Raw genomic sequence first — 13,528 nt, 5'->3', positions numbered from 1 at the left:
AAATGAAAATGGAAAGAATTACAGCAACATATTATATAGAAACACCTTTTGAAGTAGCCAAAGCTGCCGCAGTTTTAGCGGGCGAGCAATCATCTGGCACTTTTGTGTCAGTCCCCAACGAAACGGAAGAATTAAAGCAACGATTTGCCGCCCGTGTAGAAAGTATTGAGCATCTGGAAACCGTTACTGAACCTGCTATTCCTGGGGCGAATAGCAAAGATGGCAAATACCACAGAGCTATTGTAAAAGTAAGTTGGAGTATCGAAAATTTTGGGTTTAATCTTCCTGTGATGGTTTCCACTCTTCAAGGTAATTTGTATGAAATCACTCAATTTACAGGGTTAAAATTGATGGATATTGACCTCCCAGAAAGTTATGCAAATCATTATTCGGGGGCGAAATTTGGGATTGAAGGTTGCAGAAAATTAACCAATGTACATGACCGACCCTTGATTGGCACTATCATCAAGCCGTCTATTGGCATGAGTCCCGAGCAAACAGCGGATATTGTAAAAACATTGGCAGAAGCAGGAATTGATTTTGTAAAAGATGATGAATTAATGGGTTCATCCGCCAATTCTACTTTTGAAAATAGGTTGGATGTCGTGATGAAAGTTATCAATGATTATGCGGATAAAACGGGCAAAAAAATAATGTATGCCTTCAACATTACTGGCGAAGTCGATGAAATGCAAGACCGTTATGAAAAAGTAGTAAATGCTGGCGGCACTTGTGCCATGATTAGCATTAATAGTGTCGGTTTGTCGGCTACCAAAAAGATTTGCGATAATGGAACATTGGCAATTCACGCCCATAGAAATGGTTGGGGAATGATGACTCGTCATCCATTATTAGGCATTGATTTTAAAGCCTATCAGAAAATTTGGCGTTTAGCGGGCGTTGACCAATTACACGTAAATGGTATCCAAAATAAATTTTGGGAAACGGACGACAGCGTTGTAAATTCTATTCAATCGCTAAAAGAGCCATTTTCCCATCATAAAAATATTTTGCCCGTTGTGTCGTCGGGGCAATGGGGTGGACAGGCATTTGAAACTTATCGAAGAACCCAAACCGTTGATTTGCTGTATATGGCGGGTGGCGGAATTATGGCTCATCCGATGGGTGCAGCGGCAGGTGTGGTGGCATTACAACAAGCATGGAAAGCTACCGTTGATGGTTTGACGTTGGAAGAAGCCAGAAATCAATACAAGGAATTTGATAAAGCGGCTGAGAAATTCGGGAAATAATTTAATTCGCACGGGTGAGGTTTTCTGCCAACAAGTATTCGAGTCTTAAATACTTCCTTAAAAATAACAACATGAAAAAAATACTTTTAGCATTTTATGGCGATGATTTTACAGGCTCGACCGATGCACTGGAATTTATTACTACGGCTGGGGCTAAAAGCATATTATTTATCGACCCCCCAAGCCAAGAAACATTAGCGAAATTTCCCAATCTGAATGCCTTTGGCGTAGCGGGCAAAACAAGAGCATTGCCCCCCGAAGAAATGGAAGAAGTTTTGATGGAAGCATTCACGGCAATAAAATCAATTCAGCCCCAACACATTCACTATAAAGTATGCTCAACATTTGATTCGTCACAAAATATCGGAAGTATCGGCAAGGCAATAGATTGTGGTTTGGCAGTTTTTCAAAACAAAAAAATACCTGTCATTGGTGGCACACCTGCATTGGGTCGATATTGTGTTTTTGGCAATTTATTTGCCCAAATGGGTATTGGCAGTCAAGGCAATGTATATCGTTTAGACCGCCACCCTTCCATGAGCAAACACCCCGTAACGCCCTCATCGGAGAGTGATTTACGTATCCATTTATCCAAACAAACGACTCAAAACATTGGTTTGTTGGACTTTGTGCAAATGCAACAACCACAAAATAATTGGGCAGATAAATTGACCGATGAAAAAGTAATTTTGATAGATGCACTTTACAATGAACAAATGCCACGAATCGGGGCATTTATGGAGCAAATGGCATCAGAAAATTCTCCACTATTTTCAGTTGGTGGCTCTGGCGTAGAAATGGCTTTGGGTGGTTATTGGAATAAAACCAATATTTTACATCCAAAAAAAGAATGGAAAACATTAGCACCTTCCGAAAAATTATTGGTCGTTTCGGGTAGTTGTTCACCCATAAGTGCCAATCAGATAAAATATGCAAAACAACATGGTTTTGACGAAATAATTCTTGACGCTTTGGCAATTAGTAAGCGTAATTGTTTAGATGAAACACTATTTGAAATATTATCAGAAAAATTCGAGACATCAAATAAAATAATTGTTCATACAGGCGATAAAAAAACAGACAATTTACCTTCTGAAATTTTGGGAAATGCCTTGGGATTAATTGCCAAATATGCCGTTGAACAGTGTAATATAAAACGAGTGGTTGTAGCGGGCGGAGATACCAGTAGTTATGCTGCAAGAGCCATGCAAATAAAAGCGGTAGAAATGATTACCCCTGTGGTGAAAGGTGCTCCGTTGTGCAAAGCCTATTCCGATAATGTGATGATTGAGGGCTTAGAAGTAAACTTTAAAGGCGGACAAGTAGGGAGCGAAAATTACTTTACTTTATTTGTTTCCGAGTAACCAATAGCATTTTTTAACAAAATATAGATATGTCAAATTCAAACGAAAATCAGTTAGATAAGCCAAAAACATTAGGACTCATCCACACCTCAGCTACGCTTGTACCGCTTTTTGCAGAATTGTGTGCCAAATATTTACCCCATCTAAAAACATTCAATATTGTAGATGATAGCCTTATCAAAAACACCATTGCTTGTGGTGAACTCACTAAATCTACTTCGGCAAGAGTTGTAAATTATGCCGAATCAGCCAAAGAAGCAGGGGCAGACTATATTTTATACACGTGTTCATCTATTGGACCAGCCGTAGAAATTGCAGCAAGTTTGCAAGATATTCCTGTATTACGAGTTGACCAACCAATGGCAGATAAAGCCGTTCAGATTGGGCATAAAATTGGGGTGATTGCTACCCTACAAACCACCTTAGCCCCTACTTCTGATTTAGTAGCAAGACGGGCAAAAGTAGCAGGTAAAGATATAGCCATAACCGCTGTACTTTGCGAAGGTGCTTTTGAGGCATTAATGAGTGGAGATACCGCTACACACGACCAAAAAGTGGGTGATGCTTTAAAAGAATTATCTAAAAAAGTAGATGTCATTGTGTTAGCACAAGCCAGCATGGCAAGGGTCGTAGATATGCTAAGTGATGACGAAAAGCAAGTGCCAATCTTGGCAAGTCCACCAATTGCAATGGAATATTTAGCTTCAATTTTGTAATTAATTGCTTGTCTTTACACGACTAAAAAGAGCCATAGGCTCGATAAATTTTGTAGCAACGGATTTCAATCCGTTGATGAAAAGATATTTATATTTTAGAGTTCAGTTGTAACAAAACATTTAAAATGGTTCGAACCTACAACGCTAATATGTCTCTGACATATAATTTTCAACGGATTGAAATCCGTTGCTACAAAATGTACCAAGCCTACGGCTTTTTTAGGTAAAAACATCTATACAAATCGTAATCTTTTAAAGCGGTTTCTATCTCAAATATCCAAGTCTTTTAAAAGCTAACTATGAAAAAACTTCAACAAATAAGCCTCCTATTGTGCGTATTGGCACTAATCGTAACGCTCATTGGTGTAATACAAAACAATAGTTTACTGTATCGTTTTGGTGGGTTGAGTACTGCATTCACATTGGCTTTTGGTATTGCAGCCATTGAGTCGCTAAAAGGCTATCAATATACCACTTGGATAATCACGGCAGTGGTGGCAGGAATGCTATTTCCACAAGCTTTTACCACGTGGGGAGGCATAAATCTTAGAGACAAAACCCTGATTTTAGTTATCATTCAAGTCGTAATGTTGGGCATGGGTACGCACATGAGTCTCCATGATTTCAAAGGTTTGGCAACCACTGGCAAAGGGGTTTTGGTAGGTTTATTTTGTCATTTTAGCGTAATGCCTCTGATGGGTTTTTTACTCACTAAAATATTTCATTTCGAGCCAGAAATTGCCGCAGGAATTATCTTGATTGGTAGTTGTAGCAGTGGTTTGGCAAGTAATGTAATGGTTTATTTAGCAAAAGCCAATTTGGTGTTAAGTGTAATTGTTACGGCTATGGCAACATTGGTTGCTCCTTTTTTAACGCCTTTGCTCATGAAAACCTTGGCAGGAACACTTATCAATATCAATTTTTTAGATATGATGATGGAAATTATTAAAATTGTCTTAGTGCCAATTGGAGCAGCATTATTCCATGATTTTCTTAAAAATACTACGCCATCACAGTATGAAAAAGCATTAAAAGCAGTTATCATTTCTGCTCTCTGGATAGGGTTTGTGGTGTTTTTTTCTAATATTATTCAAAAGGTAGAACTGAGACAAAGTTTTATCCTGAGCGGATTTATTGCAGGGGCAATAGTGGCAGGTTTTGTGTACCATTGGCTCTATAAAAACTTTCCAATTATTGATAAAATCATGCCCTATATTTCCATGTTTGGCATCATTTATTTTACTACCGTTACCACCGCTGCTGGAAGAGAAAATCTCATGAAAGTTGGCTTTCTTTTGTTTCTGGCATCGGTTATCCATAATGCCGCAGGTTATTTCTTTGGCTATTGGTTAAGCCGTTTGTTCGGAATGGATAAAAACAGTAGCCGAACGATTGCTTTTGAAGTAGGTTTGCAAAATGGCGGTATGGCAAGTGGCTTGGCAGGTAGCATGGGCAAATTAGGAACTGTTGGGTTAGCGGCAGCAGTATTTAGTCCTTGGATGAATATTAGTGGCAGTATTTTAGCCAATTATTGGCGAAAAAGACAAGTAAAAGAAGTAAATTCTGAAAATAAAATACTCTTCCCATGAAACTAAAACTCCTCATTTTTCTTTACTTATTCACTGCATTTGACTCGTTTTCTCAGGCGTTAATCGTTAATCATTTGCGTTGCGAATATCTACAAAATCCACTCGGAATAGAAAGTAAAAGCCCACGATTAAGTTGGCATATTTTTAGTAATCAACGGAATATTTCACAAACTTCTTATCAAATTTTGGTGTCTGATTCGCCCGAATTATTACAAAAAAATCAAGGTAATTATTGGAATTCGGGCAAAATAAATTCAGATGAAAGTATCCAAATTGCTTATCATGGAAAAGTTTTAGAAGCAACAAAAACCTATTACTGGAAAGTGAAAATTTGGGATAATCAAAAGTATGAGTCTGCTTGGAGTGAGGTCAACCAGTGGCAAATGGGATTGCTAAAAAAAGAGGATTGGAAAGGTGCTTCTTGGATTGCTTACGAAAAATTGGAAGACTCTTTGAGTAATGTTTTGCCAAGTGATAACATTAAAGATAAACGACTGTATAATAATACCTTACCTATATTTCGTAAAGATTTTTCAACGCAAAAAACGATTGAAAAAGCAACCATGTTTATCTGTGGTTTGGGACATTTTGAAATGAGTTTGAATGGTAAAAAAGTAGGCGACCATTTTTTGGATGCGGGTTGGACAAAGTACGATAAACAAGCACTTTACGTAAGTTTTGATTTGACAAAAGACCTAAAAAAAGGCAAAAATACCTTGGGCGTTATGCTTGGAAATGGCTTTTATTATGTGCCATCCGTCAAAGGGAGATACCGTAAATTGAAAGTACAATTTGGTTATCCAAAAATGATTTGTCGTTTGAAAATTCAGTATAAAGACGGTTCTTCGGAAGATATTTTGAGTGATACTTCGTGGAAAACTGCCCCAAGTCCTATAACTTTTTCAAGTATTTATGGCGGCGAAGATTATAACGCCAATTTGGAAGAAACAGGTTGGGATACGCCTGATTTCAAGGATAATTTATGGAAAAATGCCCTTGAAGTTGATGGAATTCCAAGCTTAAATTCTCAAATGGCGGCTCCGCTAAAAGTCATGGAAACGTTTAATCCTAAAAAGCAAAATACGCTTTCATCGGGCGATTTAGTTTTTGATTTAGGACAAAATTTTTCAGGCATTATTTCGCTGTCGGTCAAAGGTAATCAAGGCGATACTGTTCGTATTTATCCTGCCGAATTATTGAATGCTGATGGTTCAATCAATCAAAAAGCTTCGGGAAGTCCTTTTTATTTTACTTATATCTTAAAGGGAAAAGGCATCGAAAATTGGACTCCCCGATTCACTTATTACGGATTTCGATATTTGCAGGTTAAGGGAGCAATTTTTAATGATGAATCAAATCTTAAAAACAAAGCTAATTTATTGTCAATCAAAGGATTACACACTCGGAATTCAGCCGAAACGATTGGGAATTTTACCTGTTCAAATGAACTTTTTAACAAGACAAATACGCTGATTGATTGGGCGATAAAAAGCAATATGGCATCCGTTTTTACCGATTGTCCGCACCGTGAAAAATTGGGTTGGTTAGAAGAATTGCACTTGGTTGGGGCATCGGTTCGGTTTGGCTATGACGTTCCAAATCTATTCAAAAAATCAGTTACCGACATGAATTATTCTCAATTATCGGACGGTTTAGTTCCCGAAATTTCCCCCGAATATGTAAAGTTTGATTATGGCAATGGAATGTTTCGAGATTCGCCCGAATGGGGAAGCAGCAGCATTATTGTGCCTTGGTATTTGTATCATTGGTACGGCGAAACGCAAACCTTAGCAGATGCCTATCCGATGATGAAAAAGTATTTGGAATACTTAGCAGGAAAAGCCAAAAACCATATTTTATCTCAGGGTTTGGGCGATTGGTACGACCTCGGCCCTAATAAACCTGGGGTTTCACAATTGACTCCGATGGGCGTAACAGGCACGGCAATTTATTATTACGACTTACAAGTAATGCAACAAATTGCGACCGTTTTACACAAAAAATACGATGCAATCCAATACGAAAAATTGGCATTAGACGTAAAAAAATCCTTTAACGAAACCTTTTTCAATCCAGAAACGAAGCAATACGCTTCGGGTAGTCAGACTGCCAATGCAATGGCTGTTTACATGAAATTGGTTGAGCCTGCCGATAAAAAAGCCGTCGTTGAAAATATCGTTAAAGACATTCGGAAGCGAAATAATAGCTTGACGGCGGGCGATATTGGGTATCGTTATTTATTGCGAGTATTGGAAGATGAAGGAAAATCGGAAGTCATTTTTGAGATGAATAACCGTTCAGATGTGGCAGGTTATGGCTATCAATTGGCTCAAGGAGCAACTGCTTTAACGGAATCTTGGCAGGCTTTACCAACCGTTTCAAACAATCATTTTATGCTCGGACACCTCATGGAGTGGTTTTATAGCGGTTTAGCAGGTATCAAACAAGATGAAAGTGCAACGGCTTTCAAGAAAATTATCATTAAACCGCAAGTGGTTGGTGATGTAACTTTTGCCAAAGCAAATTATCAATCTCCCTACGGAAAAATCATGAGTGATTGGACGAAAAAAGGCGAACATTTTACGCTAAAAATAGAAATTCCAGTAAATACAACAGCAACAATTTATCTACCTGCGACTGCTAAATCGAAAATTTCAGTAAATGGCAAAATCGTTAAAAATTTAGATTTTCAAGAAGATAAAGCCATATTAAATATTGGGTCAGGACAGTATTTATTTGAGGTGGTTGAGTAACACAGACTTCAGTCTGTACATTTAATAAAATTAGTTGGTTATTAGAAAATCAATCTACCCATTTTCTAATAACCAATTCCTCAATAACCTAAATCTTCACTAAAATCTTCTTCAATTTTCGAGTGTGATTAATTTCGATTCCCTCAATAAATACTCGAAAACCCTTTCCTTTTCTATATTTTTCACCTGTTTTATCCCACAGAATTGTGAAATTTTTTCCGTGATATTGTACCTTGTCTAAACAAAACCAATCCCATTGTTGGGCGGTAATAATTGGGTTAATTTCTACGATATTATCTTCACGAGGTTTAAAGCCGACTAAATCATTAATTACCAAATCCGCAAAACTCGAATGGTTGTAAAATTTACTCCTCGGATTGTCCCCTTTTAGCCATTCGCCATTCTTTTCATCCTGATATTCACCCAAATACAATTTTCCATTCATTTGATGCGAGTTGGCATATTTTTGCAATTCATCATAAAAAACCTGTTTCGTAATTCGTCCGTGATGCTTATAATTGGTCAATAAATTTGATAAACCTTTTATGGTCTGCGTAGTAGCAAAAGGCCAAACGGCTCCGTCCCACTCGCAACCATGACCAGAACCATGCGTTCTAAATAATGAATGACGACGTTCAGCGGTTGTAATGCCCCATTTTGCCTTAAAACCAGTGGTATCCAATAGCTGACTCCATTGATTTGCATAGTTCTTTTGGTCGTTGGGCAAATTAAAATACCAAGGAATAAAACCTAATTCTTCCCGAGCATCACACAATTTAGATTCTTTTTCTAATCTAACTTTAAAGAAAGAATTGTTCTCATCCCAAAGTGAATCTAAGACTGCTTTTTTCAAGAAATCCGCCTTTTGTCTATACTTATTTTGTAAGCTATCGTTGTGTAAAATCGCTGCCATTTTCGTTAAAGCAAGGGCATTTCCGTACATATAACTATTGATGGTCGGGCGAATATTCTTTGCTTTTCGTCCACCCGAAATAGATTCTTCCATCGCATCTTTCACATCAAATTGATAGAACATTCCGTTGGATAATTGCCTTTCGGTTTCCCAAAGTTTGTAGTCGTTAGAAAGGGTAATAAGATTTTTTTCGAGGAACGATTTATCCAAATTTACCAAATAACGGTTGTAAACGGCATCATCAATCCAACTACTAAAAGCATGAAAACGTTGCACCGAATGTTTGGGGTCGATGTGTAACCAAAAGTTAATATAATCGTCGGCATATTGTTGATTGTGTAGCCAACGAGTTTCATAAATATGATGCCCCAAAGCACTGCTGATGGCATTATGCTTGCCTGCGTGTTTGACATTAGTGATAAATTCGGTAAAAATAAACCCGTCAGAAGTTTGTTTTAAATGCTTCCGCAAAGCCCACCAACGATAATAATACACCGTTTGAATAGTCGAATCGGGACATTCAAAAAGCGGAATATTTTCGGATAACCAATGAAGAGATTCTTTATTCGCAACATAATTAACAACGGCTTCTTCGCTATCAAGTGCGTTGAATTGTTGTACATATTTTGCTAATTTCTCATTATTCAAAACGGTATTTTTCTGACTAAAAACTGTATTGAATGGCAAAAAGCAAATTAAAAATAGTATGTAATTGCGTTTTTTTAAAATTTTCATTTTCAGCTAATATTTAGTGAAATTTAAGGTTAAGCTTCTCCGAAGCCGTTGGAATTTCTCATTTTTTACTACAAATGTTATACTTCTCCGAAGTAATTAATCTTAATATTACTTCGGAGAAGTACGACATTTGTAGCAAGTTACAGTGTGTTCAATACAGCTTCGGAGAAGCTCAACCTTAATTGTTTTTAAAATTTTCGGAACTGTATACTTATTAATGCAAGTCCTAAAAACCTCACCCCCAGCCCCTCTCCGATGGAGAGGGGAGCATTCTTCCACTTTTTTCTCCCCTCTCCATCGGAGAGAGGTCGGGGGTGAGGTTTTGCATTAATAAGTATATAAGTCCGAAAATTTTTATGGGATACTTATTATTAAGAATAACTCATTTTCTAATCATATTTAGGATGATATTTACTCAAACAACCAATCAATATTTTTTTTATTCCCTGCCAAACCTGCGTCAAATACTTTTAAATCCTGTTTTCCTTCCACAAAACCCAAAATTAAGGCTACCCCTTTTGCCAAAGTCAGCGTATTTTTTCCTGCTTCAAACGTATAAGTATGAACATTGACCGCCCCCCAATTATCCGCTAAAAGAGCATTGGAAATTTTTGCTTCAGTTTGTCCAAAATTATTGGCACTTGCATCAATTTCAAGCTGTGGTTTTTGCAAAAATGGATTCTTTTTTGTGCTATACATGGGCAACGTTTCATTGAAATATCCGACCAAAACTTTCACAGGCAATTTTGTCGAAAAAGTAATACTTGTACCTTCTGATTGCTGTTTGTTTTTTGCCAAACGAATACCTTTCAATAACTTTAATTCTGGTGCTATTTCACTGATTGTAAGCGTAGTATCTGAAAATAAAACTTGCCCTTTTTCTAATGGATATTCTCCTTCAATGGTCGATAAAAGGGTGATTTCGGCAGGTTTTAAATATTGAATTTCTGCTTTTTTTGTCACATTAGTATGTTTTAAAGAATCAATCGAAAAACGAAATCTATCTAATTCTTTTTGGAAAACGGGCAACATTTCTTGCCAATGAATAAAAGTCGCATCCACGCCACGCATTGGTATTTTGCGTTGCTTGGTTTGCATACTATTGGCATACAAATAAGTGTCTTTTGTAAGATTTGTCAAGGTGGTATAATGCTGCACACTTTGCTCTAAATGGGGTAAAGCCTTGTCCAAATCACGAATATCGTTGCTGTATTTATACCGCAAAACATCCAACGAAGCCATTGCTTTTTCTGCATAAAAATTTGCCATGGCACGGTAACAATGCACATCATTTTGCAATCTTTTGAACTCCTCGTTGTTATTATTTACCTGATTTGAAACTGAATTTATTGCCTCAAATGCCTTCTGAGCGTGCGTAACGACCTCATTGGCAATTTGTACGGGTGTTTCGCCAAGGTGTTTTTCACCTTTCCACTCCTTCTCGGCATAATCAATAATTTTCTCGCCTTCGGGTGCTTCTGAATCATACAATAAATTCAAAAGCCCGTACCGATTTGGGTTAATTAATTGCGTCATCAACATTCCCAAGGTTAGCGTTTGTCGGTTGCCGTCCGTAATGCCGTATCTACGAAGTAGTTTTGGGGCAATTTCGCCCGTTTCTTGGTATGCTTGCAAGACTGCTTTGGCTTGATTTGAGGTTAAACCGAATTTTTTACCGATGTGTTCTTGCCAATAAATTTCCTCTCCCTTTCGTTCACGATTTGCCTTCCACGCATATCTCGCCCACGTTTTGTACCACATTTCATCACGGTCAAGTTGCAAAATTCGTTGGGGCGTTTTGTCGGCTGTATAAGGCCAATCCCAATACGAAGCCTGTGGATAAAGATGCAATGCGTTGGCTTCATAAATGTTGTGCATCGCTTGCACAGACTTTTGAATAAAGTCGGGAGAACTATATCGGAAGGGTTCTAAATTAGATAAAAGATGCACATTTTCAACGTGAACCGTTCCAATTCTACTTAATTTTCGGTGCAATTCTGCCCACGAACCCCTTGGTGTATAAGTAGTTATGGCTTCTCCATTGTATTTTGCCATCGTATAAAGATTTTTGTACAAAGGCAAGGCATCCTTCATCACTCGGGGAGCGTCGGAGTCGTGAGCCCTCAACACAATAGGCGGTTCGGTGGTGCTACCGATGGCTTTCAAACCATCTTGAACTCCTGGAATAATCGTTTTTGTAAACCAATCTACATCATCTTGCCCCGCTCCTTCCATCGCCTCACCGAGCGTAATTAATAAACCAACGTTAGGATATTTCTCGACAAAAGCGGTAATTGATTTACGAGTATAATCTGAAATTAGGGGAGTTATCGGACGGTTTCGGTCTTGGGTTTTAATATTATGATGTTCGGCAAATGGTTTTGACACGATAATATTGTAGAACATTTGAATCACCCAAATACCTCGTTTATCGGCTTCTTCGGTTAAAAAACGATACATTTCTTCGTTCTTTTTGAAGGTTTCATCATCCACTTCAACCGCATACGGATAATCTTTTAATTTCACTAAGGAAGCAAAGGGATGTCCATTCCAAAGATAGAGCGAATTGTACCGATTTTCGACCATCATATCTAAGTATTTTGTCCATAATTTTTTATTGTAAAACCAAGGAAAAGACTCAGGCGTATAGGGATATTCGTACACCTCACGATTGGGTAAAAGGGCTGGTTTTTGTAACCCAACGCAAGTGCCACGCAACACCATTTCAGGGATTTCTGTCACGGTAATTTGTGAAGGCATTTTTCCGTTTTCTTTGATTCGATTCGCCAAATCCATGCAGGCATATAATATTCCAGAATCATCTTTTCCAGTAATTAGACACGGTTTTTTACGTTGTTTTTGAATCGAATAACTTTCTTTTTTATCCAACGAAACTTTATCCAAAAGATGTTTTTTTGAAAGGTTTTCTACCCAAGAATCACTTGATTTTCCAATAAAAATAGCTTCATTTTTGACTTGGAAATTTTCGCTTTTATCGGTGTTTACTTGATAGCCAACTGAGCGTAAAGATTCAGTCAGTTTGTCAATCCCAAAGGCTTGACGCACACTTGATTTTCCATTCGTATAAATGGTAATTTTGGGCAAATTTTTGGTTGATTTCTGAGCGATTAATGGCGTAAAAATCAAACAAAAGAATATTATTTTTAATGATTTGTTCATTTGGAGACAGGATTGAATCATCTTGTTTGAGATTAGAAACTAATATGGGGATTTAAACCTCACCCCCAACCCCCTCTCCAAAAAAGAGGGGGCTTTTCCCTCGGAGTAATCTCCCCTCTCTTGCGGAGAGGGGTTGGGGGTGAGGTTTTTTCTACTGAAAAATACTTTTCAAATACGCCGTATTGGCTCCGTAATTCCCTTTTACGTCTCGTGGTTTTGTGGCATCTCTTGACCGTTCTATCACCAACCAACCACTCCATTTCATTTTGTCCAAGGTCTTTTTTACTTTTTTGAGGTCGATTTCTGGGTCGTTTTCGAGCCAAACACCATCTTTATTGGTGCAGTGCATCATGCAAATACGGTCTTTGCCGAGTATCTTAATTTCTTGGTATAAATCTCTTCCTTCTTTTAAAGGCGTGGAGAAATTGAAATATATCTTGATAGCCGAAGAGTTGATTTCTTTCAATAATTGAATCTCTTCTTTGGCACTCAAAGACGTTTCGATACCGATAATTATGCCTGCTTTTTCTGCTAATTTTCCCGCCATTTTTAAACGACTAATCACAGAATCACGCACGGCAGGATTTTTTTTGATGTCGCACTGAACACCCAAAGGCAAAAACGCTACTTTTACATTCATCAATTGCATCGTTTTTATACAATCTTCAATTGATTTTAAATATTCATCTCTTCCACAAAAAGACTGGGCATAATAGCCTGTCATGGCTAAGGAACAAAATTCGATATTTTGTTCTTTGGCTTTGTCAATAAATTGTTTTCGGATAGAATCGACGGCTAATTGATTGTCAAAAGTTGGTCTTTTGCCTAATCCGCCCATATCGAGTTCTAAACCATCTGCCCCAATTTGTTTGGCAAGTGCAATTGCTCCTAATTTTTGTCGTTTTAGCAACATTAAATCTATGACCGCAATTTTGTAACGTTGATTATTTTGAGCGTATAAATCTCCAAAAGAAATAATCAAGCAAAGAAATACAAGTATCTTTTTCATAGGTTCTTGAGTAACACAG

The 13,528-nt window shown here is 37.7% G+C and carries 8 protein-coding genes; 5 read left to right on the top strand and 3 right to left on the bottom strand.

Annotated elements, in window-relative coordinates; translation table 11 throughout:
- The first annotated feature begins 8 nt into the window (after positions 1–8).
- The 5 genes from VB796_RS15255 to VB796_RS15235 all read left to right on the top strand — a co-directional run bounded on the left by VB796_RS15255 (position 9) and on the right by VB796_RS15235 (position 7,672).
- Positions 9–1,250, top strand: a complete 1,242-nt coding sequence (locus VB796_RS15255) for a ribulose-bisphosphate carboxylase large subunit family protein (protein ID WP_323347427.1) — start codon at positions 9–11, stop codon at positions 1,248–1,250.
- Between the two features lie 71 nt (positions 1,251–1,321).
- Entirely contained in the window at positions 1,322–2,614 is a 1,293-nt protein-coding gene (locus VB796_RS15250) for a four-carbon acid sugar kinase family protein (protein ID WP_323347426.1), read from the top strand.
- Between the two features lie 29 nt (positions 2,615–2,643).
- Complete coding sequence (locus tag VB796_RS15245) at positions 2,644–3,330, top strand: aspartate/glutamate racemase family protein (RefSeq protein ID WP_323347425.1); 687 nt, start codon at positions 2,644–2,646, stop codon at positions 3,328–3,330.
- 299 nt (positions 3,331–3,629) lie between these two features.
- Positions 3,630–4,919, top strand: coding sequence for a bile acid:sodium symporter family protein (locus tag VB796_RS15240; protein WP_323347424.1), 1,290 nt, complete (start codon positions 3,630–3,632; stop codon positions 4,917–4,919).
- A complete protein-coding gene (locus VB796_RS15235; protein WP_323347423.1) occupies positions 4,916–7,672 on the top strand; it encodes a family 78 glycoside hydrolase catalytic domain in 2,757 nt (918 codons plus the stop codon). Before VB796_RS15240 ends, VB796_RS15235 begins: the two co-directional genes overlap by 4 nt.
- Before the next feature lie 88 nt (positions 7,673–7,760).
- Here VB796_RS15235 and VB796_RS15230 read toward each other — a convergent pair whose 3' ends face one another.
- From VB796_RS15230 to VB796_RS15220, 3 genes are all read right to left on the bottom strand, one after another.
- Positions 7,761–9,320 carry an MGH1-like glycoside hydrolase domain-containing protein gene (locus tag VB796_RS15230; RefSeq protein WP_323347422.1) on the bottom strand — a complete coding sequence of 520 codons (1,560 nt, stop codon included), beginning with the start codon at positions 9,318–9,320 and terminating at the stop codon, positions 7,761–7,763.
- A 411-nt stretch (positions 9,321–9,731) separates the two neighbouring features.
- Positions 9,732–12,500 (bottom strand): hypothetical protein, encoded by a 2,769-nt coding sequence (locus VB796_RS15225; RefSeq protein ID WP_323347421.1) that lies wholly within the window; start codon positions 12,498–12,500, stop codon positions 9,732–9,734.
- A 151-nt stretch (positions 12,501–12,651) separates the two neighbouring features.
- On the bottom strand, positions 12,652–13,509 hold the full coding sequence (locus VB796_RS15220; protein ID WP_323347420.1) for a sugar phosphate isomerase/epimerase family protein: 858 nt from the start codon (positions 13,507–13,509) through the stop codon (positions 12,652–12,654).
- Positions 13,510–13,528: the final 19 nt, after the last annotated feature.

This window comes from Arcicella sp. LKC2W (assembly GCF_034931005.1).
Lineage (GTDB): Bacteria > Bacteroidota > Bacteroidia > Cytophagales > Spirosomataceae > Arcicella.
The sequence above is the reverse complement of the archived record's forward strand: the minus strand, read 5'-3'. Positions and strand labels throughout refer to the sequence as shown.

What these genes read in the sequence shown, in the direction of transcription:
- VB796_RS15240 (WP_323347424.1), top strand. Translation starts at nt 3,630, where the DNA reads ATGAAAAAACTTCAACAAATAAGCCTCCTATTGTGCGTATTGGCACTA.
- VB796_RS15255 (WP_323347427.1), top strand. Translation starts at nt 9, where the DNA reads ATGGAAAGAATTACAGCAACATATTATATAGAAACACCTTTTGAAGTA.
- VB796_RS15250 (WP_323347426.1), top strand. Translation starts at nt 1,322, where the DNA reads ATGAAAAAAATACTTTTAGCATTTTATGGCGATGATTTTACAGGCTCG.
- VB796_RS15230 (WP_323347422.1), bottom strand. Translation starts at nt 9,320, where the DNA reads ATGAAAATTTTAAAAAAACGCAATTACATACTATTTTTAATTTGCTTT.
- VB796_RS15235 (WP_323347423.1), top strand. Translation starts at nt 4,916, where the DNA reads ATGAAACTAAAACTCCTCATTTTTCTTTACTTATTCACTGCATTTGAC.
- VB796_RS15245 (WP_323347425.1), top strand. Translation starts at nt 2,644, where the DNA reads ATGTCAAATTCAAACGAAAATCAGTTAGATAAGCCAAAAACATTAGGA.
- VB796_RS15220 (WP_323347420.1), bottom strand. Translation starts at nt 13,509, where the DNA reads ATGAAAAAGATACTTGTATTTCTTTGCTTGATTATTTCTTTTGGAGAT.
- VB796_RS15225 (WP_323347421.1), bottom strand. Translation starts at nt 12,500, where the DNA reads ATGAACAAATCATTAAAAATAATATTCTTTTGTTTGATTTTTACGCCA.